Source organism: Patescibacteria group bacterium (genome assembly GCA_040390045.1).
GTDB lineage: Bacteria > Patescibacteriota > Minisyncoccia > Phycocordibacterales > SIBU01 > SIBU01.
This window is the reverse complement of sequence record JAZJZC010000003.1, coordinates 26,952-52,763: the sequence shown is the minus strand read 5'-3', so window position 1 is coordinate 52,763 and position 25,812 is coordinate 26,952. Positions and strand designations below refer to the sequence as shown.

27 protein-coding genes are annotated in these 25,812 nt (G+C 42.2%); 9 read left to right on the top strand and 18 right to left on the bottom strand.

What is annotated here, in order from left to right:
- Positions 1-82: 82 nt before the first annotated feature.
- The 3 genes from V4467_03070 to csx15 all read right to left on the bottom strand — a co-directional run bounded on the left by V4467_03070 (position 83) and on the right by csx15 (position 1,752).
- Positions 83-550, bottom strand: a complete 468-nt coding sequence (locus V4467_03070; GenBank protein MES2087951.1) for a hypothetical protein — start codon at positions 548-550, stop codon at positions 83-85.
- A 130-nt stretch (positions 551-680) separates the two neighbouring features.
- Positions 681-1,127, bottom strand: a complete 447-nt coding sequence (locus V4467_03065; protein MES2087950.1) for a nucleoside-diphosphate kinase — start codon at positions 1,125-1,127, stop codon at positions 681-683.
- A 283-nt stretch (positions 1,128-1,410) separates the two neighbouring features.
- The gene (csx15, locus tag V4467_03060) at positions 1,411-1,752 is read right to left on the bottom strand and encodes a CRISPR-associated protein Csx15 (GenBank protein MES2087949.1); all 342 of its coding nucleotides are present in this window, start codon (positions 1,750-1,752) and stop codon (positions 1,411-1,413) included.
- An 809-nt stretch (positions 1,753-2,561) separates the two neighbouring features.
- Between csx15 and V4467_03055 the strand changes: the two genes are divergently transcribed.
- The gene (locus tag V4467_03055; GenBank protein ID MES2087948.1) at positions 2,562-3,356 is read left to right on the top strand and encodes a helix-turn-helix domain-containing protein; all 795 of its coding nucleotides are present in this window, start codon (positions 2,562-2,564) and stop codon (positions 3,354-3,356) included.
- On the opposite strand, the gene V4467_03050 is transcribed toward V4467_03055, so the two are convergent.
- Complete coding sequence (locus V4467_03050) at positions 3,316-5,841, bottom strand: GNAT family N-acetyltransferase (protein MES2087947.1); 2,526 nt, start codon at positions 5,839-5,841, stop codon at positions 3,316-3,318. The two genes, V4467_03055 and V4467_03050, sit on opposite strands and share 41 nt — an antisense overlap.
- A 100-nt stretch (positions 5,842-5,941) precedes the next feature.
- Between V4467_03050 and V4467_03045 the strand changes: the two genes are divergently transcribed.
- The 3 genes from V4467_03045 to V4467_03035 are packed head-to-tail and all read left to right on the top strand — an operon-like array spanning position 5,942 to position 7,598.
- Positions 5,942-6,469, top strand: a complete 528-nt coding sequence (locus V4467_03045) for a YebC/PmpR family DNA-binding transcriptional regulator (GenBank protein MES2087946.1) — start codon at positions 5,942-5,944, stop codon at positions 6,467-6,469.
- A 27-nt stretch (positions 6,470-6,496) separates the two neighbouring features.
- Positions 6,497-6,991 (top strand): crossover junction endodeoxyribonuclease RuvC, encoded by a 495-nt coding sequence (gene ruvC / locus V4467_03040; GenBank protein MES2087945.1) that lies wholly within the window; start codon positions 6,497-6,499, stop codon positions 6,989-6,991.
- Positions 6,978-7,598, top strand: a complete 621-nt coding sequence (locus V4467_03035; protein MES2087944.1) for a hypothetical protein — start codon at positions 6,978-6,980, stop codon at positions 7,596-7,598. The genes ruvC and V4467_03035 overlap by 14 nt, the downstream gene beginning before the upstream one ends.
- A 466-nt stretch (positions 7,599-8,064) precedes the next feature.
- On the opposite strand, the gene tyrS is transcribed toward V4467_03035, so the two are convergent.
- The gene (gene tyrS, locus V4467_03030) at positions 8,065-9,267 is read right to left on the bottom strand and encodes a tyrosine--tRNA ligase (protein ID MES2087943.1); all 1,203 of its coding nucleotides are present in this window, start codon (positions 9,265-9,267) and stop codon (positions 8,065-8,067) included.
- A 66-nt stretch (positions 9,268-9,333) separates the two neighbouring features.
- Between tyrS and V4467_03025 the strand changes: the two genes are divergently transcribed.
- Complete coding sequence (locus tag V4467_03025) at positions 9,334-11,865, top strand: PBP1A family penicillin-binding protein (GenBank protein ID MES2087942.1); 2,532 nt, start codon at positions 9,334-9,336, stop codon at positions 11,863-11,865.
- Here V4467_03025 and V4467_03020 read toward each other — a convergent pair.
- From V4467_03020 to dnaA, 4 genes are all read right to left on the bottom strand, one after another.
- Entirely contained in the window at positions 11,849-12,106 is a 258-nt protein-coding gene (locus V4467_03020) for a hypothetical protein (GenBank protein MES2087941.1), read from the bottom strand. The genes V4467_03025 and V4467_03020 overlap by 17 nt on opposite strands.
- A gap of 48 nt (positions 12,107-12,154) precedes the next feature.
- A complete protein-coding gene (locus V4467_03015; GenBank protein MES2087940.1) occupies positions 12,155-12,556 on the bottom strand; it encodes a hypothetical protein in 402 nt (133 codons plus the stop codon).
- Between the two features lie 130 nt (positions 12,557-12,686).
- A complete protein-coding gene (dnaN, locus tag V4467_03010; protein MES2087939.1) occupies positions 12,687-13,787 on the bottom strand; it encodes a DNA polymerase III subunit beta in 1,101 nt (366 codons plus the stop codon).
- Between the two features lie 213 nt (positions 13,788-14,000).
- Positions 14,001-15,347, bottom strand: coding sequence for a chromosomal replication initiator protein DnaA (dnaA, locus tag V4467_03005; GenBank protein ID MES2087938.1), 1,347 nt, complete (start codon positions 15,345-15,347; stop codon positions 14,001-14,003).
- A gap of 202 nt (positions 15,348-15,549) precedes the next feature.
- Here dnaA and rpmH point away from each other — a divergent pair, with 202 nt between their 5' ends.
- The 4 genes from rpmH to V4467_02985 all read left to right on the top strand — a co-directional run bounded on the left by rpmH (position 15,550) and on the right by V4467_02985 (position 17,459).
- Positions 15,550-15,684 (top strand): 50S ribosomal protein L34, encoded by a 135-nt coding sequence (gene rpmH / locus V4467_03000; protein MES2087937.1) that lies wholly within the window; start codon positions 15,550-15,552, stop codon positions 15,682-15,684.
- Between the two features lie 82 nt (positions 15,685-15,766).
- Positions 15,767-16,105: a ribonuclease P protein component gene (rnpA, locus tag V4467_02995; GenBank protein ID MES2087936.1), complete on the top strand. Its 339-nt coding sequence runs from the start codon at positions 15,767-15,769 to the stop codon at positions 16,103-16,105.
- Between the two features lie 58 nt (positions 16,106-16,163).
- Entirely contained in the window at positions 16,164-16,913 is a 750-nt protein-coding gene (locus V4467_02990; protein ID MES2087935.1) for a YidC/Oxa1 family membrane protein insertase, read from the top strand.
- A 90-nt stretch (positions 16,914-17,003) separates the two neighbouring features.
- Positions 17,004-17,459, top strand: a complete 456-nt coding sequence (locus tag V4467_02985; GenBank protein MES2087934.1) for a R3H domain-containing nucleic acid-binding protein — start codon at positions 17,004-17,006, stop codon at positions 17,457-17,459.
- Between the two features lie 141 nt (positions 17,460-17,600).
- Here the strand turns inward: V4467_02985 and V4467_02980 are convergent, their stop codons facing one another.
- The 9 genes from V4467_02980 to V4467_02940 form a co-directional block, all read right to left on the bottom strand.
- Positions 17,601-18,866 carry a hypothetical protein gene (locus V4467_02980; protein ID MES2087933.1) on the bottom strand — a complete coding sequence of 422 codons (1,266 nt, stop codon included), beginning with the start codon at positions 18,864-18,866 and terminating at the stop codon, positions 17,601-17,603.
- A 2-nt stretch (positions 18,867-18,868) separates the two neighbouring features.
- On the bottom strand, positions 18,869-19,855 hold the full coding sequence (locus V4467_02975; GenBank protein ID MES2087932.1) for a hypothetical protein: 987 nt from the start codon (positions 19,853-19,855) through the stop codon (positions 18,869-18,871).
- 6 nt (positions 19,856-19,861) lie between these two features.
- On the bottom strand, positions 19,862-20,878 hold the full coding sequence (locus tag V4467_02970; protein MES2087931.1) for a hypothetical protein: 1,017 nt from the start codon (positions 20,876-20,878) through the stop codon (positions 19,862-19,864).
- 44 nt (positions 20,879-20,922) lie between these two features.
- On the bottom strand, positions 20,923-21,939 hold the full coding sequence (locus V4467_02965; protein MES2087930.1) for a hypothetical protein: 1,017 nt from the start codon (positions 21,937-21,939) through the stop codon (positions 20,923-20,925).
- A gap of 79 nt (positions 21,940-22,018) precedes the next feature.
- Positions 22,019-23,836, bottom strand: a complete 1,818-nt coding sequence (locus V4467_02960) for a DUF87 domain-containing protein (GenBank protein MES2087929.1) — start codon at positions 23,834-23,836, stop codon at positions 22,019-22,021.
- Positions 23,837-23,844: 8 nt separating this feature from the next.
- Entirely contained in the window at positions 23,845-24,495 is a 651-nt protein-coding gene (locus V4467_02955; protein ID MES2087928.1) for a hypothetical protein, read from the bottom strand.
- Positions 24,496-24,555: 60 nt separating this feature from the next.
- Positions 24,556-24,990 (bottom strand): GxxExxY protein, encoded by a 435-nt coding sequence (locus V4467_02950; GenBank protein MES2087927.1) that lies wholly within the window; start codon positions 24,988-24,990, stop codon positions 24,556-24,558.
- An 18-nt stretch (positions 24,991-25,008) separates the two neighbouring features.
- A complete protein-coding gene (locus V4467_02945) occupies positions 25,009-25,434 on the bottom strand; it encodes a PrgI family protein (protein MES2087926.1) in 426 nt (141 codons plus the stop codon).
- A 10-nt stretch (positions 25,435-25,444) separates the two neighbouring features.
- Positions 25,445-25,801, bottom strand: a complete 357-nt coding sequence (locus tag V4467_02940) for a four helix bundle protein (GenBank protein MES2087925.1) — start codon at positions 25,799-25,801, stop codon at positions 25,445-25,447.
- Positions 25,802-25,812: the final 11 nt, after the last annotated feature.

The following is a 25,812-nucleotide window of genomic DNA, read 5'->3' as shown; positions in this document are numbered from 1 at the left end:
ATATTGGTGCTCGATAAACCCTTGCGACAATTTATCCCGGAGGATTAGGAAGTCACTCTTCCCTTGTAACCTTCAACTTATTTTATTCAGTCTCAAGGAAACCCGCTGCCAAGCGGGCAGACTTGCTGAGATGTTCACGGACAGAGTCGAGAAGTCTCGCCGGCGAGACTTCTTCGTGGAATTGTTCCCACAGCCTAAAGAACTCTTCCGATTCGGCCGGCTCATGTTGCCGGTCGTGCTGTCCTCTGACAGTGACGAGCGCCCTCTTCGTTAGGGTCATCGCCGTCTCCACATGGAGAAGCGGCGCGGGGATGCACAAGCCTTCTCCGTCGGAATGACGGAGAACGAACAGGTCGTAATACGCCTCGTTGACATACAACCCGTCTGAATCTTCAGTCTCAAGTTCCACCCTGAGACTCTGCGCTCCCTCTTTGCCCTTGAATAGGACATCGAGGAGAACGCAAAACACCGCATTGGGCAGGGCATAATTTTGCCCTGCCTCAATTGTTTTCGCCCTATCTGCCAAGGCGAAAAGTTTTTTTATATCCATACTTCCTTTCTAGCGCAACACTGCGCTGAATGGTTTCTTGATTGACCAACGATACTTCCGTACATACGGTTACCGCGAGCCAAATAAAGAGGAGAAGCAAAACCCTTTGCTTCTCCTTTGAAAACCCAAATTATTTTTTTGGAAACCACAGAGCGATTTCTCGCTCGGCGGCCTCCGGAGAGTCCGAGGCGTGGATAAAATTGTCCACGCCAGAAGTGACGAGCTCTATCGCTCGCCACCCGTCTTTTTTATCCTGGAACTTGGCCAGGACGAGCGCCCGAATTTGTCCGGGTGCTGCCTTCCGCGGGTCGGATGGTCCGACAATTCCACGCAAGCGTGCGGTGACGTCGGGCCCCTCGAGGACCAGCGCCATCACTGTCTGACCGTGGTAGTAACCCACGATCTTGCCGAACCACGCCTTTGTGGAGTGTTCGGCGTAATGGGCGGCTATCCGCTCACTTGAAACCGGAACCAATTGCCTTTCAACAATAGTGCCAATCGACTTCAAAGCCCGGAGGATTTCCAGAAGTGAATTCTGGAGCCCCAAAGGTTTTATCAATACAAGTGTTCTTTCCATAAACAGAAGCGCGAAATATTTGCGCCACCATTTCTGGAAAGAACATCTCTGATACCTAAAAGTTCACAAAATAATTTTATGAACTTGATAAGTAGGAGAAGTTTTAACCAAAACTTCTCCAGATAAATTTAACCCTCATGACTATTGTCGACAGTCATCCTGACGGAAGTTCTGCTCCTTCACGACTCTCCATTTTTCCAAGAAAACGGGGACAAACTTTTTACCTCGATTTACACGACCGGATTTTGTCGCAACCAGATTGCTCTGGGATTTTTGTCCGCAACTAGCGAGCGGTCCGTGCGGACTCCCGCACGGAGTTCAAGTCCACCCGGGCCTCGTCGGGCCAAGTGAACCCCTTCTCCCCGCGGACGGCCCACCGGATCGAGGGCCAGTTGCCGAACTGGCCATGCCATTCGGCCAACAAAACGGCCACGGCACTGCCAAGGCCGGGGAGAATTATCTCCGCCTTGGCCCCTTTGAGGAGCTCATCCCGGCCAGGGAGGGCCAAAATGAGTTCCCGAACCGTCTCGGCCAAGGTAGCTGCCTCGAAAGGCAGGTTGGCTCCCACCAAAGGAGCAACGTCGAATCCGGCCACCGGGTGGCCGGAGAAGTTAATTTTAATCATGGTGAATTCACTCATCTCAAAATGAAAATGTTGATACTATCTCCACTTTCCACATCCTGCCTTTTTTCGGCATTTCAGATATGTCTCTAAGAATTTTTCGACAAGCTAGCGGGGGTCTAGACTGTCCCCGCTTGCTTGTCGAACGTGAACGCCACAAAAGGAATTGCATTTGCATTCCCTCTTACCCCACCAACCTCAAGTAAAAACTTTTAATGAGTGGGGCGAAGAGGAACAACATTGCAAAACACATTTCTTGTTTCGCGTTTTCCTGATTCGCTATTTATTTTTCAAACATCTTCCTTACTCTTTCCTTTCACTTCCGCACAACTCTCTTTTTGTGCGGCTTCTTGGCGTAAGGACATTTTGACGCATAAAGCGGGTTAGACTTTTTGCGCCATCGATGTCCTGGCGATTACTCGCCGAACTCCGTGCGATAAGTTTGTCTTAAAGACATAGCTCCTTCATCTAGTAGGGTTTCGAAGCCTGACTATATGTAGAACACTCATCATTCGAAACAAGATATTCAAAAGGCTGTTTCTCTCCCCTTCCTCTCTTCTTTCTACGCTTAGTCCGCTGTGGCGGAAGGCCGTAGTACCTTTCTTTCGAACTAGAGGCGGGGAACAATCTTTTAGCTATCTCCTCAATGACCTAAACTCTCTGCGCAAAATAGTAACAGTTTTAATTTGTTCTGTCAATTAACTATGGCAAATACGGCTATTTAGCTGTAACAGCTTGTTAAATATGGCTTATCCACATATCAATATTGTCATATACTTGTGACAAAAACATATAAATGCTATACTTGTGGCATGGAAAACATTCAATACGAAAAATTTTTAGGAGAACTCGGGCTCAATAAAGAGCAGTCCTTGGTGTATGAATCCTTACTAAAAAACGGCCTTATGCCAGCCCGAGTGGTAGCGCAAAAATCGGGGGTAAAAAGAAGCCTTGCGTACAAAATACTAGAACAGTTGATAGTCTTTGGTTTGGTAGAAAAAAGGGATAACGTTGGAAAGATCACACTCTTCTTCCCTACCCACCCAGGAAAGCTCCGCGATCTTCTGCAAAAACGCGAAGAAGCTATAAAAACCGCAGAGGCGAGTCTTGGCGGAATCATGGGAAAAATGGTTTCTGATTTTAATCTGCTATCGGGAAAACCTAACGTGCAATTTTATGAGGGGATGGATGGTATGAAAAAAGTGTTGGAAGATTCGCTCACCGCTCAATCAGAAATTTATGCCTACTCGGATATTATTTCTATTGAAAAATATATTTCGGAAATAAACAAAGACTACGTCGCCAAGCGAAGAAAATTTAATACCAAGAAAAAAGGGTTGATCTTTGATTCACCGGAAGCACGGAAACTGTTACAAAACTACAATCCGGACATTACTGAAAATAAATTTATTGCCTTCCCTACCGCACCATCGCATACCATCATGCAAATTTATGACAACAAAGTCTCGTACATCACTCTGACCGAAAACCAAAAAATCGGAGTCATCATTGAAGACTCTCGCATTGCAGCACTCCACCGAAATCTTTTCGAGTACCAGTGGAAAATTATTCCTGATGAGAAAACCGTAGCGGCTTCTCGGGAGTAGAAAAGTTATCTAAAGTATCCTGAGTGGTTTTTTCAAACACAAGGTATGCACTCGCATTTTGTTTACTCTGCTTATCTCGAATGTAACGAGTAAGAACAAATTGTGAAGCGCCGTCTGTGGCTTGTTCTTCGAGGAGAGAAAAGTCCTTGGAAGAAAGTTGCCCCAATGGAACTTTGCGGCAAACAAAGTCGGAAGTGGTTTCGCAGGTTTCCATAATCTGCTGCTCTGTGAGGTCTTTTGAACGAAACAAATTTTCCTTGGTATCGTGGCGAATAATATTCATGGAATACACTTCATCCACCTGTTCTGTTTTAGTACCGACAAAACCTCGCTCGATATAGTTTGATGCGATTGGCAAAGTAGCGGTGCAACTAGCCTTGACGATTGCCTCTTTCGCCCGTACGTCGAGAGACTGTCGCATTAAGGCTTCACCGATACCGGAACCAGCGTACTTGGGATTTAAGTTGAAGGCTCCAAAATAAAGCGTGTCTTGCGGCGTTATTTCAAGACGATAAAAACCTTCGATAACTCCCCCATATCGTAAGACATAAAATTGGTTGTCGGGCTCATTCAATACACGGTCAAACCCTTCAATGAGTTTTTTCTGGAATATGGGAGTTTTGGCATAATTTATACGATACAATTCTTTCATCCGCTCTCGATCAGCAGGAGAAAATGTTTCTGGAGAAACCCCTTGCTCAAAGGTGACATCGCCTTTAATTTCAGCCAGATTTAATTTTTCTCCCCGCATCGACAGCTCTTTAAACCCCACAGCGAAAAGCGCGGCGTTTCCACGCAATAGCTCAAGCTCTCTTTCTAGATTAGGGATAGACAATGCTTGCCCAGCTTGACCGGAGGCTTTGACCTGCGCCGAGAACGAAACCAGCATGTCTCTTCCCTTTTTTAAGAGACTTTCTCGAGCGGCTGAAACAAGTTCTGGGGTGACTTGAGACTTGGGAAAATTTTCACGTAAAGCAGTTTCTGCTTCTGTGGTTGCATCGACCAATTCTCCATACTTAGCAAAAATCTTTTCTGCTTCGGCTTTCGGTAATTTTTCTCCGAGTGCAATGATGTCGTCACCAAATTCCGGACCGTATTCAAGAGAAAGGAAGGTTTTGAGACCAGCTGAGCCGAACTCTTTTACAAATTTTTGAAGTTTTTGCACATTCTCAATATCTCGGGTTTCTAAAAACTCCAAAAACATCCGCTGAGTCCACAAATCTGATTGCGACAAATCAAAACCGAAATCATCTTCGATTTTTTTTCGCATATGGAGCTTGCTCAGGTTTTTGTAGTGATACAATTTTTCTTCAGTCAATTCCCCTGCTGGATATAGTTGACGCATAAAATCATCGTAAGAAATTGGCTGGGAAGTGTTTTCTTTTTCTCCTAGGGTGTGCCGGTACTGTTGGTTTCTTGTATAAAAGTCTCCGACTACAACTGGATGTAAATCCGTGTTGGTAATTCTAGAGATGTCATAATAAAAAGTCCTCCCACTTGCCTTCAAGTGTTTATCGAAATCCCAGATGTTTTGGAATAATGGCAGACCATTGGACGGACCTCTCCTGTTGGGGCCTGGGTTGGATCTATTGAATGAATTTATTTCATCATAAATATATTCATCGCTCGGATCATTTTGTGAAATATACTGGCGCTCTTTTTCTTCTATTGAAACCTCACCTTGCTCGCGATACACATCTTCAACTATGCCGTTGCTATATTGAGCATAGTATCCGGGAGAAATGGGAAGGACGGGATGAGCTAGCGGGTAACCTCTATTGATGCCTAATTTCAAAGCGTTTCTATATGACTCCCCAACATGAGAAAACGTATATATCGTTTGATCACTTGCACCGCCAGCTATCCCTGGAAGTGCACCTTTCTTTTTTGAACCTGCTTGTCGCCACGTCTCTAAAATATCCTGAACGTGTTTTTGAATGAGATAATTGCGACAATTTGGAAGTTCCCGCTCAGCCAAATAACAAAAATCTAGAAAAAACCCTCTTCTAGAGTGAAGCTGCTTCGCGCTGTTAAGTTTTTGCCTAAGGGGTGGGTCCTGAACGGTGACGGCCTGTTGGTGGACAAAATCTAGAAACTTGTGAAATGCGAGATTGGCCTCAGGATTAGTGCCTCGAATGTTTTCTTGAATGTACCGCACTGCATCACCAGAAAAAAGATCGGGGTTCATTTCTAAATTCCAAGCTAGTTTTTCATTTACAAAAACAAGTCCCCGTTCTTGCTCAATTTCCCCCAAAAGTTCAAGCGTTGCGAAACTTATTTCATGTTCATCTTGAACCTTCTCAGCCAACGCGACTTCAACCGCCGCGAGCCTATTCTGATCACCAGCAATCCATGCTCGAACGGCCTGCGCAGAATTTTTTTCTCTATTTTTTAAAAGTAAAGCATTCTCTAAAAGGCCAACTGGTACTTCTTCGTGCGCCTTTTTGTCGAGATCACCTTGTCCCAAAAGTATTCGTTCAGACATCCCACCATTATAGAAAATCGTGAGCAAAAAGCCATGAATTGGTTTTTTCTATTTTTTCTCCTATACTACTCACTACGAACTACTAACTAACAACTTCCCCATGTCCGGACATAATAAATGGTCACAAATTAAGAGACAAAAAGGTGTAACCGATGCTCAAAAGAGCAAGACGTTTAGCAAGTACGCCAGGTTAATTACTGCCGAAAGTAAGAAAGCTAAAGGTAACCGAGACGCACCGGGGTTACGAGCCACAATTGAAAAAGCCCGAGCGGAAAATATGCCGAATGAAAATATCGAGCGAGCTATCAAAAAAGCTACGGATAGTTCGGCGATAATGGATTCAATTACCTATGAAGCCTATGGCCCTGGAGGATCGGCGCTCATCATTGAAGCGCTGACCGACAATCGCAACAAAGCTGCCCAAGAAATTAAATTCATCCTTTCCAAACATGGTTTTGAATTGGCTGGCATGGGAAGCGCGACCTGGGCTTTTGCCAAAGAAGGTATGAGTTGGAAACCAACAACCACAATTCCACTTGAAGAATCGGACTTACAACTTTTAGGAAAACTGGTTGAAGAACTCGAAGATAACGACGAAGTGCAGGAAGTCTTCACTAATGCTGAGTAAAAAGTGTAACGCGCAGCATTTTCAATTATGAAAATTTTAGCAGTCGATCCAGGGTACGAAAAAATGGGGGTGGCAGTGGTTGAAAAAATAAATGGAAAAGAAATTCTGATTTTTTCAGAGTGTTTTAAAACCAAACGAAGTGATGCCGTAGAAGTTCGCCTGTGTAATCTTGGAAAAGAAATTGAAAAAATAATTGAAAAATACAAACCGAAAGCTTTGGCTATTGAGAAATTGTTTTTTGCTGACAATCAAAAAACGGCTATGCGTGTCTCTGAAGCTCGGGGGGTGATTATCTATGAATGCACGCGAGGAGATTTGTCTATAAAAGAATACACCCCACTTGAAGTAAAGGTGGCGGTGACTGGCTACGGCAGAAGTGACAAGGCTCAAGTGAAATTTATGGTGGAAAAACTTTTAGTTGTTGGAAAAAAGATCAAAGAGGATGATGAATATGACGCAATCGCCCTGGGACTTACCTACTTTGCGAGGGAAAAAACAAAAATAACTAATGGAAAATTTTAATTTTAAGTTGTTACTATCTTTGCTCACTGGAATTCTAACCATAGTTGGATTTGTTCCTTATGTTCGGGATATTTTTCTTAGAAAAACAAAGCCTCATTTGTACACGTGGTTAATTTGGGTTATTACTCAAATTACTGCAACAGTAGCTTTTCTAAAAGGTGGAGGAGGAAATTATGGAACTTTTAGTCTCATCGTTGGAAATATCCTAGTAGTTTTAGTTTTTTTATTAGCTTTTAAATATGGTACCAAAAACATCACCAAAAGCGACACGTTCGTACTCATCTCTGCCTTAGCGGCCGTAGTAGTGTGGTGGTGGCTAAGAAACCCTTGGCTTTCGGTACTAATGATTTCAATAATTGATGGACTTGGTTACCTGCCAACATTCAGAAAATCCTTTGAAGAACCGTGGAGCGAGACTCTCTCTTACTGGGGAATAATGACCGCAACCAGCATGCTAGCACTAGCAATGAGTAATAAATATAATTTTCTAACTTCCGCATACCTGACAACTCTTGTTGTGGCCAATACCACCGTGTGGAATATTTGTTTCTTCAGAAGAAAAACTATAGCAAAACCACAGACACCTCTGCCTACCGATGTTTCTTAACATCGGTATCTTAGCGAGGGCAGTTTTGGAAATGCATTGCGAAAGGCGACACGGAAATCAAGGAGTTGAGTAGAAAAACGAAGTTGGCCGCAGAAGCGAAGCGACTTATGAGTTTTTCGTTACGAAACGACTATGATTTCCGTGTTGCCGAAGCACGCATTTTCCCAAAACTGCCCGAGCGCCATTTATCCACAGCTTGCGTAGATTTGCAAAAAAATTTATATCTGATAAAACTATGGCACGAGCGATTGTTTCATCGAAAATAAATTTGCTCGAGAGAAAACAATCGATAGAAATTAGTAGTTAATTTTAAACTATGGAAAGCGAAGACGACAACAAGCCACTTGATCCAAATTTAATGGATGATGTAGAAGAAGCTTCTCCGGACATTGATACTGAGGAAGCAGACCTAATCTAAGGTCAAAAGAAAAACTCCCCGCCCAGGGGAGTTTTTCTTTTGACCTTTTTAAATTAAAACTTTTAGAAATCGATGCTTACCGATTTTGAAAACCGCAGATTTTTCAATTTTAAAATTAAAATCAGAAATTTTAGAGATTGCCCCATCAGACGCAATCTCACCAACAGCATTTTCTCCAACAAGTCGGCGCCATTCAGATTTGGAAGCGATCACTCCAGCGGTCAACAGAGAGTCTGAAAGAAAACTGCCAGCCTGAGCTTTAAATTCTGGAACATCGGTCGGTAATTCTCCTCGGCTAAAAGTTTTTTGAAAACTTTCGCGCGCTTGTGCGGCTTTTTTTTCGCCATGATAAATAGCGGCAATCTGTTCTGCTAACATAAGTTTAGCTTCCTTGGGATTTTGGCCAGCGTCGAGTTTAATTTTTATTTCTGCAATTTTGGAAGTGGCAACCTTGGTGCACAATTCAAACGCCGGCAAAATCATGCCGTCAGGCCAACTCATGACCTTGCCGAACATTTCTTCTGGACTTTCATCGAGCGTTACCATGTTACCCTCGCTTTTTCCCATTTTTTTGCCCGTTGGATCAACGAGCAACTTCATGGAAATAACAGAATTTTCCTTGTTTTTCATTTTCCGCATCAGGGTTCTACCGGCGAGCATGTTGAAGGTCTGATCATTACCGCCAATTTGAATATCAACATCCATGGTCACCGCGTCGTATGCCTGGAACAGTGGGTACAAAAATTCGTGGAGGTAAATTTCTTTTCCTTGTTTTATGCGCTCTTGGAACATGTCGCGTTCAAGCACTTGAGCTACCGTAAAATGAGAAGTTAACGCAATGAGGTCAACTGGTTTTAATTTATTACTCCACTTTTCATTATCCAAAAATCTGATGTTGGCTTTTTTCAAATCTAAAATCTTGCCGATCATTTTTTTGTAGGCAAGAGTATTTTTTTTAACCTGTTCAGCGGTTAGTTGCTGGCGCGCCTCCCCTTTCCCCGTCGGATCGCCAATCTGGGCCGTAAACCCGCCGTATAGAATGATTATTTTATGCCCTAAGTCTTGAAATTCGCGTAGTTTAAGTAGATTGACCGCATGACCAATGTGAAGCGCAGGGCCGGTTGGATCAATACCGAAGTAGATCGAGAGTTTTTCTCCCTTCAAAAGCCGGTCACGTAAAAATTCTTTGGTTGGGTAAACCTTTTCCACTCCTCGGGTCAAAAGCTCTTCAATTTTTTCTTGATTTTCCATGGCGTTTATTTTAACACAACCTCCCTCTAAAAATCCCCTCGCGCTCGTGGTATTATGTAAACCTGCATGCGAAGAAAAAAAATAAAATTACGCAAACATCACGTCAAAGAAATCATCCTTGCCTCCCTAGTATTCGGACTTTTTGTTGGGGGTGGACTATTTTTTTGGGTTTCGACCTTCAAAATTCCCGACCTCTCTTCGTTTAACGAACGGAAGGTGAGCGAATCGACAAAAATTTACGACCGGACCGGCGAGGTTCTTTTGTATGATTTAAATCAAGGTATCAAGCGAAGCGTGGTGCCCGACAGCGAAATTTCTTTGAATATTAAAAATGCCACGGTGGCCATCGAGGATAGCGAATTTTACGAACACAATGGTATTAAGCCCTTGTCTTTCTTGCGCGCGGTGTGGGTTAACCTCAAAGACGGAAAACTTTCCCAAGGAGGTTCAACCATAACCCAACAGGTCGTCAAAAATTCTCTGCTCACTACTGAAAAAACCATTTCCAGAAAACTAAAAGAGTGGGTTTTGGCGGTTAAACTTGAGCGAGTGCTTTCGAAAACTGAAATTTTGGATATTTATTTAAATGAAGTTCCCTACGGTGGAACCGTGTACGGAATTGAGGAAGCGAGCGAAACTTATTTTGGCAAAAAAGCTGCCGATCTTAGCATCGCTGAAGCGGCGTACCTCGCGTCGCTTCCAAATGCTCCGACTTTTTACTCACCGTACGGCAACAATACGCAACGATTGGAAGATCGAAAAAATTTGGTTTTATCAAAAATGTTGGAAAAAAATTTCATCAATGAAGATGAGTACGCCAAAGCCAAACTTGAGAAGGTCACCTGGAAAGAGCAGGAAAGTATTGGCATAAAGGCGCCGCACTTTGTGATGTATGTCAGACAGTACCTTGAAGAAACCTACGGTAGAGACATGGTTGAACAGGGTGGGCTCAAAGTTATCACTACACTCGACTACAACCTAGAAAAAACTGCTGAGGAACTTGCTAAAAAATATGCACTAGAGAATAAGAAAAAATTTAACGCAGAAAATCTTTCTCTGGTTGCCATCGACCCTAAAACTGGGCAAATTTTAACCATGGTCGGTTCGCGCGACTACTTTGACAAAGATATTGATGGTAACTTTAACGTCGCCCTCGCTCACCGTCAGCCAGGTTCATCCTTTAAACCGATTGTGTATTCGGAAGCCTTCAACAAAGGCTACACTCCAGACACCGCAGTCTTTGATATACCAACTGAATTTGACACTGAGTGTAATCCTGACGGTACGCCAATACTGGCGGGTAATGAGGATAAGTGTTACATGCCAGTAAACTTTGACGGTAAATATTTAGGTCCAATTAGTTTCCGTGATGCGCTGGCACAATCAAGAAATATTCCCGCTATCCAAGTCCTTTATCTTGCTGGACTTAAAGATTCACTACACTTGGCGAAAGATATGGGTATCGAAAGTCTGACCAACGTCGGGCAATACGGACTCACCTTGGTTTTGGGAGGTGGAGAGGTTTCGCTCCTTGATATGACAAGCGCGTATTCGGTCTTCGCTGACAACGGCACTCGAAACCCATATGCCAGTATTTTAAAAGTTGAAGATAAATCGGGAACAGTTTTAGAAGAATTTGAACCTCACCCCGTTCAAGTGTTACCTGAACAAACCGCGCTACTTATGAATGACGTTTTAAGTGACAATGCGGCGCGTGCGCCAGAATTCGGTGAGCATTCGGCACTCTACATTGAGAGCCGGCCTGTAGCAGTCAAAACGGGTACTACAAATGATTACAAAGACGCATGGATACTTGGGTACACCCCAAACCTTGTGATCGGTGCGTGGGCAGGTAACAACAATAACAGCCCGATGGAGAAAAAAATTGCCGGTTTCATTGTGGCGCCATTTTGGAACGCGGTAACGCAAGCGGCATTAAAAAATTACCCAGTAGAAACATTCAAAAAACCCGCACCAATCGACAAGACCACCCTAAAGCCCGCGCTTGCTGGCTTCTGGCAAGGAAATCAATCGTACTTCGTCAACAAACCGACAGGCGAACTAGCGACGGAATTTACTCCGCCAGAAATGAAGGAAGAACGGGTGGTTAAAAATTTGCATTCAATTTTGTATTGGGTGGATAAAAATAATCCAACCGGTCCTGCACCTACGAACCCCGGAGACGACCCTCAATTTAAATCGTGGGAATACGCAGTCCAAAAATGGGGAGCGGAAAATGGATTCCAGAATGAAAATAGTTCAGTTATTCCACTCGGCAGTGACTCAATGCATGCACCTGGATTAGCGCCACAAATTTACGTCTCAAGCCCCAGCGCTGGAGTTTCGTACCCTAAAAATCAACCAATTGCAGTTAGTGTAAACATTTTAGGAAGATTCCCGATATCAAAAGTTGATTATTTCATTAACGGCAACTTTGTTGGGTCAGCGGCGCGCGCGCCGTGGAGTTTTGTGTTCACTCCATCATCGATTGAAAATCTGAAACCGGAAAATGAATTGCGCGTTGTTGCCTACGACACTGAGCTTAATCGAGGAGAAACTAAAATAACCTTTAGCGTTAACACTAGCGTAGGCCAGTAATCTTGACCGAGCCCAAAACTTTTGAGAGTTCGTCGATAACGAGCTGTTTTTTCATATACAACTCGCTCTTCAAAACCGGGTGAGCTTTGACGTAGATAACGCCGTCTCTCAAAGACACATCGTCTTTGTTGAGTTTAATATTCAGAACTTTTTCGACTTGTTCTGCAAACAATCTTTTAGTGAGAATATCTCCGAGCCCGAGCGTTTTGAATTTTTCTAAGAAGAAGGAAATTTTTTCCATAGAAATGGAACACTAAATATACAGATGATAATTTAATGTACTAATTTTTTAAGATTGAACAGGTTTTTTTACCAATCTTGCGAGACGCTTCCATGTTTTCTCCGCTGTAACTGCTTCCTGATCTTCTTGTGATTTAGATCGGTTCTTTTGTAATATGGTAGGTATTTCACGCGTCGAATTATGGGCACGCGCATGTCCCATTGCCTCAGCAACTAGTTCATCAACGTCTCCATTTGCGGCCTTCTCTAACCTGGACGCTTCTTTTAAAAGATCTTGCTTCCCCCACTCTCCCAGAGATACTATGTTTTGACGAACAAGTTGAGCTCTATACTTACAAATTTCTTTGAATTTTTCGACAGTTTGAAGATTTCCAGACCCCATTGTTTGATCAAAATCTTCAACGACTCTTTGCAATTCAACTCCTTCCGGATTCTTTTCTAGCTTTTCCATAAATAGTAAATTATTTTAAGATTTTATTAAGATTAAGTCTAAGTATTGGGTTACAAATAATGGGTGTTAACTCTGCTCTTTTTTGTTGGTAGTTATTAGTGGTGTTAGTTTGATTAGTAGCTTGCTATATTTATTTATTCATCGGCATCACGAGATAGGTAAAACTCTTATCAGAGACGCCCCGGATGACCACAGGACGGCTTGGACCAGCAAACGAGAGGGAAAGGCTGTCTGAGTCGATTGATTGCAAGCAGTCGTTGATATAACGAAAATTAAAGTTAGCTTCGGCAGGGTCGCCGGAAAGCGCGGCGTCGAGTTTGGTGCTGTTTTCTCCCAAAGAAACGTTTTTGGTGGTCAGTTGAAATTTTTTGGCTTCTGGATCAAGCGCTACATTCACCTGATTAAAGGAGTCAGAAAAAATCGTACTGACTTTGAGCGACTGGACGAGATCCTCTTTCAAAAGCACCGCTTCGGTTTTAAATTCCTTAGGAATAATTTGATGGTAATCAGGAAAACTACCATCGATAACTCGAGAAGTGAGGTAGGTTCCGTTAAACACGAAGGCGATTTGATGTTTGCTGAATCGAATTTCCATACTGCCTTCTGCTTTTTCTAAAGTTCGAATAATTTCAGAAATATTTTTAAATGGAATCAAGACTTTTTCAAAATCTTTAGTAATTTTAGTTTTCACTTTTTTTTCAGCGAGTCGGAATGAGTCAGTGGCCACAAAAATTAAGCTTCCGTCCTCCGAATAAATACAAACACTTGAAAGTTCTGGTTTGATACTGGAAACCGACGAGCTGTACCAAACAGCCTTCAAGCCTTTTACGAAGTCTGCCGCTGGCATTTCGCAGTATTGAGTTTTTTCCAACATGGGTATGGTTGGAAAATCTTCAGTTGGCATGCATTTGATAGTACTTTTACTTTTGTTGGTGGTAATCGTAAGGTTTAATTCAGTATTTTCAAATTTAACACTTTTTTCATTTGGAATACTGGCAATAGTGGAGTTCAACACAGCAGCTGGAACAGCAAGAACGCCTTCGGCGTCGATTTTTGCAGGTACTACAGCTTCAAACCCTAAATCAAGATTGGTGGAGCGAATCGTGAGCTGACCTTTTTTAGCTTCAAGAAGAACACAGGAAAGAACAGGGAGATTTAAATTTCTTCCAGCAATTTTTTCAGCTTGTTGTAACACTTGCTGCAATTTGTTTTGTGCACACTCTATTTTCATATGTCTATATTAAATATATTACTACTACTAACCTTGGGGATAACATTGTTTTGGCGGCTTGTGTTGCTGGGTAAGGGTTTTTATTGAATTCTTAAAAGTATAAGGTGTGCGAAACTGACTTGTGGTTGTGAAGAATTTTTTCGTTTTAATTTTTTCATAAACTTTTCCCCAGACTGTTCCCGACTTTTCCCCTTCTTATCCCCCTAAAAATTTTTAAAGCAGTGTTCGGATCTGATCAATCTCTTGAATTAAGGCCGGATTTGATTTTAACTCCTCTTTTATTTTCTCACAGGAGTGAATGACGGTTGTGTGATCGCGTCCACCGAGCTTCTGCCCGATTAAAGGATAAGAAATTCGAAAATCTTCTCGTAAAATGTACATAACTAACTGACGCGGCTTCACCACTTCCTTCCTGCGGGTTTTTTCGTAGATGTCTGATTCTTCAATATTAAAAAAGCTGGCCACGGCTTTGGTTACTTCTTTTACAGAAATAGCCTTTTTAGGTTTCGAGCTATTTTTTATGAGATTTCTCACTTCACTTAAGCCAAGTTCCTTACCTTTCAGTTGTGATTGACAGACCAAAACATTTAGCATTCCCTCAAGCTCGCGAATGTTTCCCTCGATAGCAGTGGCTAGGTGTTCTAAAACGTCGTCAGCGATATGAACGGATGATAGAAGAGCTTTCGTTTTAAGAATAGCTAAACGCGATTCCCTATCAGGCGTCGGAATGTCAATAATCATGCCGGCGGAAAAACGAGATTTTAAACGGTCCTCAAGGTTTGGTATAAAGTTTGGGTGTTTATCAGAAGAAAATATAATTTGTTTGTTGTTTTCGTGGAGATTATTAAACAAATGGAAAAGTTCCTCTTGAGTTTTTTCTTTATTTGAGAAAAATTGAATGTCGTCCATGATAAGGACGTCATATTTTCGGTATTTTTCCTTAAAAAGATTTACTTTGTTTACTTGAACGGCGTTTACGTAATCAATTGCAAATTTTTCTGAGGTGACATAAAAAATTTTTTTGCCGGCGTTTTGGTTTTTTATGAAATTTCCTACCGCTTGGATGAGGTGAGTTTTTCCGTGGCCGGTGTTGCCGTAGATAAACAAAGGGTTGTAGGCGCTACCAGGTTTTTTAGCAACCGCCTGAGCCGCTGCGTGCGCAAGTTCGTTGAAAGGTCCAACAACAAAGGATTCGAAGGTGTATTTTGGGTTTAAGTTGTTATCTTTGTCGATGTAAAAATCTTGAAGTGGTAATTGTGCAGCGGGGCTTGCACTCGGGCTTCTCACCGGCTCAACCTCTCTTCGTTTGCCATCATCTTTGGCTATAACGTACTCAAGAGCTCGAACATTTTCCGCCAGGGTCCGTAGGGACTTCAAAACAGTCTTATGGTATTTGTTAAAAAGCCAGTCTTTTGCGAAAGCGTTAGGCACAGAAATAAACACTACCCCCTCCTCCTGTTTTAGGATGCGAGTGTCTTTAAACCACGTATTAAAGTTGGCTTTAGAAACAGCCAATTCAATTTCTAGCAAAACATTGTTCCAAAGCTGTTCGTTTTCCATTATTTTTAAAAGTTTTTAGTGGGTTCATTATATACCTAATTAATTTTTGGGTAGCTTGTGGAAAGGGCCCGGATATGTTTATAATGTGTGCATAAGATGTTAATAACACGCAACACGTAACATACAGCATGGAGCATAAGAAAAACAGAGTGTGTTTTCTTCAGGTGTTCCATGTTCTGTGATACATGTTCTATGAACCCATATGTCATTCACCTACAAACCAAAAAAGAAAAAGAGAGCTAGAACTCACGGTTTTTTGGCTCGCCAAAGAAAGCACGGAGGTAAAAAGGTTTTGAGTAGCCGACGACAGAAGGGCCGCAAAAAGCTCTCGGTTTAAGGAAATACGAAATACAAATCAGTACAAAGGTACAAATGAGAGAATTTGTATATTCGTATCCATTAGTATTTTGTATTTAACTATGATTCCTTCTAATAGAAAAGTGGGCACTCGCCTCTTCAAGGATATTTTAGAAAAAGGCAAAAGCTTTCACTCGGAGAGCTTTTCATTGCGAACGGTGTCCTTAGGTAGCCAGCCAGCTCGGTTTTCAGTGGTTGTTTCTAAAAAAATCGAGAAACGTGCAGTTCAAAGAAATTTTATGAAAAGGAGAATGTATGCTCTGATACGCCCGTACCTTTCCAAAGCAAAGTCAGGATTGCAAGCAGTTTTCTTTTTAAAGAAGAAGATTGCGAAGGATCCTATAGAAAAATTAAAAACCGAGATTGAGGCTGTTTTTAAAAAAGCAGCAATCACAGGTTAAGTACTAGGCAGGTCTCTTTTGTTGGCGCGCGGGTCCAAAATACGCTATAGTATTCAAAATGATAACTCATATTTTCACCCTCATTGTCTACCAACCTTTATACAACGGCTTGGTTTTTCTTATGGATATTTTGCCGTGGGCTGACGCTGGCATCGCGGTGGTTATTTTGACCTTTCTCGTCAAGCTCGCCCTCTTCCCTCTTTCCCAAAAAGCCACGGTTACTCAGATAAAGATGAAAACCTTGGAAGGAGAAATCGCACGTCTCAAAGAGTTGCATAAAGATGATCGCGAGGCTCATACTCGAGCGACGCTTGCTTTGTACAAAGAAAAAAACGTTAATCCCTTTACGACTTTCTTTTTGACTATTATCCAAATTCCGATAATTTTAACCTTATACTATATTTTTTATAAAGGTGGTTTGCCAGCCATTCGCACTGAACTGCTCTACCCGTTTGTTTCGAGCCCGCTGGTTAATATGCATTTTTTGGGCATTATCGATATTACCAAAGGCAGCCTGATTTTAGCTATTTTAGTTTCCGCTAGCCAGTATTTTCAAGTCCGCTTTGCTATGCCGGCAGTGCCTAAATTGAAAACCCCCTCCGGAGCTTCTATGAAAGACGACTTCGCTCGAACTCTCAATTTACAAATGCGATACTTTCTCCCTGTGTTTGTAGGATTTATTTCTTATAGCATTTCGGGTGCGGTATCTTTGTATTGGATTACCAGCAACCTCTTTGCTATCGGTCAGGAGCTATATGTTCGCCGAAATATGGCAAAAATGACACCCGAAGAACAAGTAAAAGCCTAAAATTGTCCACAATTCTCAGTATTTTTTGAAAAATTGCCCATTCTTGGGTGTTTTTTTAAAAATATATAGTATAGTAATACCATCATGGAAATGGATATAGAAGCAGTCTTAAAAGAGTTTTTAACCTTTATGAATGTGGGTTTTGAGAAAATTGAGCGTATCGAAAACTCACAATCAAAGCACGTTCGTTTTTTAATACACACAAAAGATTCTTCGGTTTTAATTGGGCCACAAGGAGAGCATCTCGGTGCGCTTAATTACATTATTCGTAGGGTTATTTCAAAAAAAACTTCCCCGACGGGAACTCCTGTAAAGTTTGTAGTTGATGTTAATGGCTATCAAGATAAAGCGCTCGAACACCTGAAAGCTAAAGTAAAAATTATGTCTGATCGAGCACGATCGTTTAAGGTTGATGTCGAACTTGACCCGATGTCTTCTTACGAACGAATGCAGGTTCACTCATTTCTCGATGGTCAAAAAGATATTAAAACTGAGTCTCGTGGCGAAGGGGCGCAACGGCGCGTTGTGATTAAATATGTCGCCTAGTCGATACGAAAATACGAATGGTGAGTACGAACATACGAAAAAATACGAAAACTTTCTACCACCGCTACGGTTTTCGTATAATTTCGTATTTTCGTTTGTCCGTATTTCGTATCGGAGGGTAAAAGGTATTTTCGTATCGAGTTATTGTTGTAACCGCAAACTCCACAAATGAAAATCTTTTTTATTAGTAAATAGCAGGTAATCCTCTTTTGGACTTAGAGATAGGTTTACGCCGTCAATTTGTTCTTTAGTAAGGTTTGTGGGATCAGCTATCAGTTCTCCAGTTCCTGTGGTGCTGTCTATTCTCCAGATCTCATCTGAAAAGAGTACCAGGCCTTTGTACCAGTCATCCGGAAAGTTGCCGGGTGGAACATACGTTGGTACTGCACAGTAGAAGATGTCGGAATTATTGCTTGACCAAACACACTTTTCTGCCAAGGTCGCAACGGGAGTTTCTAATGTTGTACCCGTTTTAAGATTGTAGATTTTTAATGAGAGCGCTCCATCAGCGCTTTCTGAGTACAAGATGATGTTCCCAGTCGGGCTGACTTTGGAGGTCAGTCCTTTAATACCAGTGATCGCCCGTGAGAGGCCGCCGGTTTTGGTATTCAGAAGAAATAAGTAGCCTGGAACTCCAGCAGATGGCTTGGTGTTGAGGGAAATGATATTTGGTGATGTCCAGTCAACGAGCCATTCCTTTAGAAGGGAGTCAAAAATTTGGGTTTTTTTGCTGCCATCGAAATCGGCGATGATGCCGGTGCTACCAGATGACGTCGGTAGTAAATAGAAGATTTTGTTTTGGTCTGGATTTTTAACCATGGCTCTAATATTTTCTGAAAGAAAATATCCTGTAAGCGCGCCATCGGGATTGTCGGCCGATTTCGGCAACAGAAAGCCGCTGTAGGATTTGATCGAATCAACTTCATCTGAAGTAGTGTACCGAGTGATCACCTGTGAACCTGTTTTGTTCCAGAGCGCCTCTTGGATTTTTGGTATGGTGGTATTGGAAAGTCGAATTTCAAGATTGTTTTCTGGGCTGACCTGGTAGACATTTCCCGTCCCCTTTTCAATAAAATTTACTAGTACAACCGGAGAGGTGGTGGCGATAACAACAGCCCCAGCACTTGGACGAATAGATAGTTGTTTAAGAACCGGCATCGGCAGAGAGTTAGATTGATTCTGGTTTCCGCTAATTGTAGTACTTGCTGAAGTATTGTTACCCCCGTTGTTTCCACTGTTTGAGCCCCCGACGTTACTCGAAGGAAAAATACTTGTAACCGGTGTGTTTGTTGCGGGGATGATGTCGTTGCCCGTACCACGATTAAAGTAAAAATAAAAAGCCAAAAAGCCACCAGCGATGAGCAGGACAAGAAAAACGATTATGGCAATGGCGGTTTTTTTGGACATAGTTATGGTCGCGGTGGATTATATGCACTAGTAATCTGGGTCTTTGATGTGGCAGCGTAGGCCTTAATTTCATCAAGCCATGCAGTGTACTTTGCGGCGAGTTCAGGGTTATTGATTGTTCTTGCCGTCTCTATTTCCCGGTTTAATTTCGCCGTTGCAGTATTGACACTTAGGTCGATGGCATCTAGGTGATCTTCAAGTTCGGCTGGCGCTGCACCACCTATCCATCGGGCATAAATTCCTCCCACAGAATTTTGTGCTTGGGCGCCCTCGCTGATAGCCGATGTTGTTTTCAGTAAAATTCCATTTTTTGCGCTACCATAGTCACGGATTGCCTGAGCGTCAGTTTGGTTGATGACAATTTTTTGTTGCAACTCATTAAATTGAGCGATGTGGGAGTTGTCCCCTGCAGCGATCTCTTTCAAAATAGCTTCTCTTTGGGCTCGGTACACACCAACCGCTTCGTCAAGTTTCGTTGCCTCGTCACGTGTCGCTTGTCGGTTTTTGTTGATCTCTGAAGCGGCCCTGTCTAGGGCCGCACTTTCAGCTGAGATGAGATCTGGTGGCCTACCCACATCTGAGGCGGGCCTTGTGCCGCTTAAGGTTAAATTAAGACTTACCAAGTCTGGGTTGATCGTGTAGAGAATAATATACGAGGCAAGGGCCAAGAGAAGCCCCCCAACTGCGCGCTCTATTCGTACCTTTCCCTCCTCTTTTCCTGTCATGGCGTCAGTTGATAGATACTGGAATCCTCCAATCACAATCATTAGGAAGGCTAAAACTCCCGCCATAACAATACCAGCTCTGAATATTCCCGTAAGGTACGTTGAAAGTGTTGTGCCACCAGTAGCGTTGCTTACGGTTCCGGGAATCTCCGCAAGGGGTACGTAATCAAGAGAGTACGAGATAAGGGGAGCCAAGAAAAAAAATAGTATTAAAATTGACAGAGCGCTTTGAACCGAAAAGATTTTTTTGAGTGTAGTAAACATTGTGCTTTAAAAAACGCCTCCAGAGACTGATTGACCAAAATTAATAGAAAGCCCACTATGTACAAACTGAAGAATTTTGGTCAAGTGGCTAACTTGGACACCAATAAGCGCATTACCTGCGGCACCTCCGGATTGTTTGAAAGAAAGACTGCTGGTGTCACTGCTGTTTACCTGCTGGTCGTTTTGGGTCCATTCGTATTTCAAGGTTCCGTCTTCGCGGTTTTTAGCACTTAAAAAGAAAGGAATGCTTGCGATACGAATTTCTTGATTTTGAAGATCCAAACTTCCTGTGAGCGCTTTATTATATAACACTCCCAATGTTGGGCTATCCTCATACAAAATTATCTGGGAGCTAGACGGAGTTATGGTAATTGAATTTTTTGCGACGTATTTTTTATCAAGTGTCGCGGCCTCTACACTAACTGTTGTGGCGTTTATTGGTATGGTGCCATCTAAAAACATGAAATTTCTGCCATAGCCTGAAACTTTAGAAACAGCATCGCCGTTAATTGACCATGTGTAAACGAGGGTTTTTGGATTTATAGCCACACCATTCTCGTTTGAAATACTTGGCATCGCCACAATTTTAACAGACCCTTCAAAAGGATAGCTTGCCTTACCTTCAAAAAAAGGTGGTGTGTAGGACTGAGCTTCCCACATAAGGTCGAGGCTCGCGGGGTTGATATTTAAAACCGATTGTAGAAATTCACCCTCTGGAGTTTTGATGGTGACTAAAATATTTGAGAAACTTCCAAGCCCGCCGGTTTTAAAAAGAAAACTTTTTTCACCGATGGCTTTTTTTTGCAAAACACCATTTACAAACCAAGACACCTCGGAACGGTCGAGGTCTGTGGTGTAACTTTGGATGGTAACGGTGACAAACTGTCGAGGCTTCGGATTCGCCGGGTCGCTATTTATAATGATACCTCCAGACTGATTGTCGAGGCTTTGAAGTTGGGCATGCGCTGTGCTCACTGAGACAAACATCATTGCCAATAAAAATATGAAGTTGAGATATTTCATAAGTGATTACATTTTACCACAAGTTTTACTGATACTAGTACCGCTTATTCAGCAAGTGAAGTTTCATCGTCTTTAATTTTACTATTATCTTTCCTTCCCTCTTTTCTTTGTTTGTACGACATGGTTAAATCAGTGACATTTTGAAGTGCACCAAGCTCTCTTTCTTTTTTCCTTCTTTCCCCATAAGCGGCACTGCCGCGGAGGTCGAGATTGTTTCGATTGCCACCAATTTCACCAGGTTTTCCTGTTTGTCCACCACCCAAAAGCGATTCCCGAGACCCTTTCTCAGATTCCCTCTTCTTTTTTTTACTGGTTTCTTCCTCTTCTTCTGGTGTTTTGTTTTCTTTCGATTGTTCGTCAGACTGTCTTCCCATCTCGTCATTCTCTTCATCCGAAAGGTCATGGTTTTCGTCACCCGTTCCACTATCTTCCTCTAAGTGTTCAGTTTCGGGCTCGGTTTGATTGTCACGAGCGTCACTTTCTTGTCCCATTTCGTCCGCATAGGCATCTGACATTTCCAAACCCTCCTCGGCACCATGAACGGTTTCTGCCACTCCAGTTACTCCCTCTGCTGCCTCCTCGGCTACAGCTCCACCTTCAGCTGCGACATCAGCAGCTACTACTCCCTCTGCTGCAAGAGACGCGCCGCCAGTTTCCGGAGCAAGGGCTACTGCCGCCACCGCTACTCCCACTGCCGCCACCGCCTGCACTTGCTTCTCAGCTTTTACTGAAAAGTAAATAAAGGCCCCGTCAGCAGTCCAAAACGGGAAAGCGTCAATGCTCGGTATCTCCTCAAAGAAAAAGGTCAATATAATACTACCAATTTTTTTGGTTTCCATCGTAATCCCGCGTAAATATAGGTATGTAGACCAACCAAGGGCAACCCCGATATCAATGAATCGATTTAGAACTGTTCCTAGGTTCCCAATAAAAGGAATTCCTATCCAGTCGAGTGCAAATTGGACCAGATCAACAATCAAAAGAACCCCAAGCACCATCCCCCACTCAGTGCCGGAAATTTTGTCTTTTTGAGAAATTTTTTCTGGTTCTTTTTCAGCCATAGATTAAAAAATGAAACATGGAGCACGCAACATGAATCATGGATACAAAGCTATTCTGTTACATGTTCCATGCTATGTGTTACGTGGTCTGTCCTGCCTCAAGCTCCTTCTTCGCCTTTTTGATGGCGAGTAATTGTGATGGATCCGAAGTGATAATCTGATCTTCGGTGTATGAAGCAATCACTTTTATAGCCACGTGTTTTAGTCCAACAAAGAAAATTCCCTCTCCAACATCGGATTCGAGTAATAAATATTTTTCTTCATCAGTTAAGCTGAACACTTTTTGAATTTTATCGATTGAGGACGGCGACTGCTTGAGAAGCATTTGGATCGACGAGTTGGTAATAATCGGCAAGCCGTAAGGGGATTTCAAAAAGTCGTCCACGTCTTGTGTGATGGTGGAAAGGCCGAGGAAATATTTTCGTCCTCGCTTGGCGAGCCCAAGGAGAAATGATGCCGTGTCTTCTGATTTCATCATCCACCACGCCTCGTCGATGACAAGCAAACGTTTGCGTAAATTTTTGCGGATTGCATTCCAGATATAGTGCATGACGATATACATGGCGACTGGTTTCAATTCGTCTTCCATATCGCGAAGAGAGAAGACAATAAATTTACTATCGATGTCGATGTTTGAAGGTCTATTGATAAAACCAGCCCAAGTGCCACGAGTATATTTACTCAAACGTTGCACCAAAGACTCCGCGCCTTCCATACCGGCAAGCACCAGTTCAAAATCTGAAAGCAGAGGCGGCTCGATATTTTTAAAATCCGAGTCAGGCGTGATGTCTTTAAGAGCATAGGTTTCGCTAATGGCGCGGTCAATCAAAGCGTCTTCTTCGGCAGAAAGACCGCCGAGCATAATTCTGAAAAGACCAACTAGGTTGATGATGTTTGAGCGAAGGACATCCGTGGCCGATTCATCTTCTCGCGGGATCGGTAGATCAAACGGGTTGATGTGATGATTTGAGTTGAGCGAAATCGTAAAGTACTTCCCTCCCGTGGCTTCCGCCATGTATTCATATTCGCGTTCAGGGTCGATGACAATGACCTCAGTATCAAACATCAAGGTTCTCAAAATTTCCAATTTAGTGTTGTAACTTTTTCCGGAACCAGATTTGGCGAACGTAATTGAGTTATAGTTTTCCAAACTGAAACGATCAAAAAGGACCAGTGATGAGTTGTGGCGGTTAATGCCATAGAGAATTCCTTTGTCTGACGTAAGATCGAAAGACGTAAACGGAAACAACGAAGAAAGCGGAGACGAATTTAGCTTTGAATGGATCATGAGTTCATCTTGAGCCATAGGAATAACACTTCGAAATGCCTGTTCCTGTTGGAAGAGCGCCGGTTTTAAATAAATTAATTTTGATTCGAGTAGGGATTTTATTTCCGATTCGATTTTGTCGAGTTCAGCATCGCTGTCGGCGTAAATGGAAATATAGAGACCGACATCAAACAATTTTTCTTGAGCTTGCATCAAGTTATCACGGAGACTTTCGAGATCGTGATATGCCGTATCAAGCATTGGGTCGCGGACAAGCCCTTTTTTCTCTCTCGTAGCAATTTGGCTTTGCACCTCGGCTACCTTTTTCTGGAATTGTCGCAAGACTACCGCTGTGTCAATCGGATGAATGAAGATTGAAATATCAAACACTTTGTCGAGGTTGATAATCGGTGAAAACCAACCAGCTGATAGAAATCGTGGGTAGGAAATCACAAAAAAAGTTCTGACAATTTTTTCTCCCAGGTTCAGCGTCCGTGGGCTGACCTTGAGCGCCGACGGTGCGATGATATCTTTCAATTCCAACACACCGGCAGCATAAATTTCTTGTGGCAAAATTGACGCAATGTCGGGAAGTTTTTCTTTTTTCTTAAAAATATCAAATAGTCCCATGGTATTTATTAATTGATTTGGATTGGTTTGTCGGTATCTCCCGGATTAAAAATTTTGTAATACAACTCAACCACCTCCTCAGTTCCCAGTTCTACTGCTCTGATACCGCAACGCATCAGTCCCTGCTCCACCACTGAAATTCTTTGAAGCAGCTGGCTTCGGCTTTCTTCAAAGTTGTCCTGTTTTTGTTGAATTTTTTCTTCAGCTTGCTTGCGAGTGAGCAGTTTTCCGGCAAAATCCATTACTCCTTTTTTCATTTGCAAGGGTGCGGCGGCAAATGGGACAACCACAAAAAAGGTTTTGGTCATGATGCTCGTGTTTTCTGTAAAGGTTTTAATGAACTCAATATATTCGCGGGTTTGAATTTTCATCAAGTCAGCAGTTTGATTTTTATAGCGATCTTCCAAAAGGGCGATGTATGGTCTGATGTCGAGTTTCCTCGATTCAATAAAAAGTTGAATTGAAAAATCAAGCGAGTTTAAAAAGTTTTGGAACTGCAAAATAATGGCATTTTGATTGTCTTCTGACTTCAAGGCAAAGTTTAAGGAGGACGTCATAAGAATTGCTCTGAAAGAGCCGTCTTTTAGAACGACGATGCCATCACGCACTTCTTTTATAGGAACAAAATCTTGGGTTGCTTTGGTTGAGGAAGATGCCATACGAAAATACGAATTATTAATGCCAATATACGAAATTATACAAAAACTTTTTGCGCAATCTTACTGACTTTCCTTCTCGTTCTTATATTGTAACTTTTTTACGGTATCTATGCGAACAATACGGACAGGCTTAATATTTTTTTCTCTGAAGTTGACTAATAAACCCAAGCGCATTTGTGTTTCTTGCAAGTAGTGTTGGGTTTGGCGAAAATCATCTGGAGTTAACATCCGCTTAGATTTTAATTCCAATATTATTTTTCTATCAACTAGAAAATCAAGTATGTTGCCACTATCAGAAATCGCCAGTTCCCTTTCATAAGGAATGTTTCGAAGCTTGAGTTTTAGCTCGATTGCATCAGCATATTGTTTTTCTCTCCCGTACAAACCGAGTTCTTTGTGTACATCAAAAAAAATACCAACCAAATCATACGATAATTCCGGATACAATACACTTGGTGAGGTTGTTTTCGTATTTTTTCGTATATTCGTTTCCATTTCGTATTTTCGTATCGACTAACGCTCCATACTCTCTTTGGCACCGAGCGAGGTATTTTCGTTAATATCAAGACTCCACGTTAAGTCTTTCAGTTTACTGTCGGAAAGTTTGGGTACATACAAAAGTGTGTCGGGTGCAGTTTCAGTTTTGTGTGTCGGTTTTCTGTCGGTTTTTTTCCAGATGTATAGTTTGTTGGTGACCATATATTTGAAAGCTGACTCAAGGATGAGTATAAAAGAGCGATTGTTGACTTTGTACATCGCTAAGGCTACAGAAAAGGCTATCACCGGTATCATGAGTGGTATGGCGATATAGAGTTTGAAGTATGAATAGAAAATAAAACACAATCCCCCACCTCCAGCCAGGTAGATAAATTGTTTGATGGTCAAGGGACCAAAAATTTTATCTTCAACTTCAATGAATTGTGGAACTTGGAATCTCATAAAGAAGGGTTTAGGGTTTAGGGTTTAGTTTGCGAATCATCGTTATGAGCATTTTCTGTATTTCTTCTAACAAATTTTCAGCTATTGAAAAATTAGTTTTGTAAATTGACTTTGAAATTATTAGCTGTGTTTCAAGCTCGGCCGCTGAACCATCAGCTATGCTCAAAAATTGTATGTACTCCTTCACGTTTTTTCGTTTATAACCTTCAGCAATGTTGGAAGGGATTGAAACCGCGGACCTTCTCATCTGACTAGTCAGCCCGTATGTTTCAGTTTTCGGAAAGCTTTCCGTTAACTTGTAGATCTCTTTAACAAGCTCAATACCTTTTTGCCAAACAATTAATTCTTTGAATGAACTTAATGTCATTGGTTTAATTA

What these genes read in the sequence shown, in the direction of transcription:
- V4467_03020 (MES2087941.1), bottom strand. Translation starts at nt 12,106, where the DNA reads ATGGAAAAAATTTCCTTCTTCTTAGAAAAATTCAAAACGCTCGGGCTC.
- V4467_03015 (MES2087940.1), bottom strand. Translation starts at nt 12,556, where the DNA reads ATGGAAAAGCTAGAAAAGAATCCGGAAGGAGTTGAATTGCAAAGAGTC.
- V4467_02975 (MES2087932.1), bottom strand. Translation starts at nt 19,855, where the DNA reads ATGTTTACTACACTCAAAAAAATCTTTTCGGTTCAAAGCGCTCTGTCA.
- V4467_03035 (MES2087944.1), top strand. Translation starts at nt 6,978, where the DNA reads ATGGAAAATTTTAATTTTAAGTTGTTACTATCTTTGCTCACTGGAATT.
- dnaA (MES2087938.1), bottom strand. Translation starts at nt 15,347, where the DNA reads ATGGAAAACGAACAGCTTTGGAACAATGTTTTGCTAGAAATTGAATTG.
- V4467_03050 (MES2087947.1), bottom strand. Translation starts at nt 5,841, where the DNA reads ATGTCTGAACGAATACTTTTGGGACAAGGTGATCTCGACAAAAAGGCG.
- V4467_02970 (MES2087931.1), bottom strand. Translation starts at nt 20,878, where the DNA reads ATGAAATATCTCAACTTCATATTTTTATTGGCAATGATGTTTGTCTCA.
- V4467_03055 (MES2087948.1), top strand. Translation starts at nt 2,562, where the DNA reads ATGGAAAACATTCAATACGAAAAATTTTTAGGAGAACTCGGGCTCAAT.
- V4467_03025 (MES2087942.1), top strand. Translation starts at nt 9,334, where the DNA reads ATGCGAAGAAAAAAAATAAAATTACGCAAACATCACGTCAAAGAAATC.
- V4467_02960 (MES2087929.1), bottom strand. Translation starts at nt 23,836, where the DNA reads ATGGGACTATTTGATATTTTTAAGAAAAAAGAAAAACTTCCCGACATT.
- csx15 (MES2087949.1), bottom strand. Translation starts at nt 1,752, where the DNA reads ATGATTAAAATTAACTTCTCCGGCCACCCGGTGGCCGGATTCGACGTT.
- V4467_03065 (MES2087950.1), bottom strand. Translation starts at nt 1,127, where the DNA reads ATGGAAAGAACACTTGTATTGATAAAACCTTTGGGGCTCCAGAATTCA.
- V4467_02990 (MES2087935.1), top strand. Translation starts at nt 16,164, where the DNA reads ATGATAACTCATATTTTCACCCTCATTGTCTACCAACCTTTATACAAC.
- rpmH (MES2087937.1), top strand. Translation starts at nt 15,550, where the DNA reads ATGTCATTCACCTACAAACCAAAAAAGAAAAAGAGAGCTAGAACTCAC.
- V4467_02980 (MES2087933.1), bottom strand. Translation starts at nt 18,866, where the DNA reads ATGTCCAAAAAAACCGCCATTGCCATAATCGTTTTTCTTGTCCTGCTC.
- V4467_02950 (MES2087927.1), bottom strand. Translation starts at nt 24,990, where the DNA reads ATGGAAACGAATATACGAAAAAATACGAAAACAACCTCACCAAGTGTA.
- V4467_02945 (MES2087926.1), bottom strand. Translation starts at nt 25,434, where the DNA reads ATGAGATTCCAAGTTCCACAATTCATTGAAGTTGAAGATAAAATTTTT.
- dnaN (MES2087939.1), bottom strand. Translation starts at nt 13,787, where the DNA reads ATGAAAATAGAGTGTGCACAAAACAAATTGCAGCAAGTGTTACAACAA.
- V4467_02985 (MES2087934.1), top strand. Translation starts at nt 17,004, where the DNA reads ATGGATATAGAAGCAGTCTTAAAAGAGTTTTTAACCTTTATGAATGTG.
- V4467_02965 (MES2087930.1), bottom strand. Translation starts at nt 21,939, where the DNA reads ATGGCTGAAAAAGAACCAGAAAAAATTTCTCAAAAAGACAAAATTTCC.
- V4467_03070 (MES2087951.1), bottom strand. Translation starts at nt 550, where the DNA reads ATGGATATAAAAAAACTTTTCGCCTTGGCAGATAGGGCGAAAACAATT.
- V4467_02955 (MES2087928.1), bottom strand. Translation starts at nt 24,495, where the DNA reads ATGGCATCTTCCTCAACCAAAGCAACCCAAGATTTTGTTCCTATAAAA.
- rnpA (MES2087936.1), top strand. Translation starts at nt 15,767, where the DNA reads ATGATTCCTTCTAATAGAAAAGTGGGCACTCGCCTCTTCAAGGATATT.
- ruvC (MES2087945.1), top strand. Translation starts at nt 6,497, where the DNA reads ATGAAAATTTTAGCAGTCGATCCAGGGTACGAAAAAATGGGGGTGGCA.
- V4467_03045 (MES2087946.1), top strand. Translation starts at nt 5,942, where the DNA reads ATGTCCGGACATAATAAATGGTCACAAATTAAGAGACAAAAAGGTGTA.
- tyrS (MES2087943.1), bottom strand. Translation starts at nt 9,267, where the DNA reads ATGGAAAATCAAGAAAAAATTGAAGAGCTTTTGACCCGAGGAGTGGAA.
- V4467_02940 (MES2087925.1), bottom strand. Translation starts at nt 25,801, where the DNA reads ATGACATTAAGTTCATTCAAAGAATTAATTGTTTGGCAAAAAGGTATT.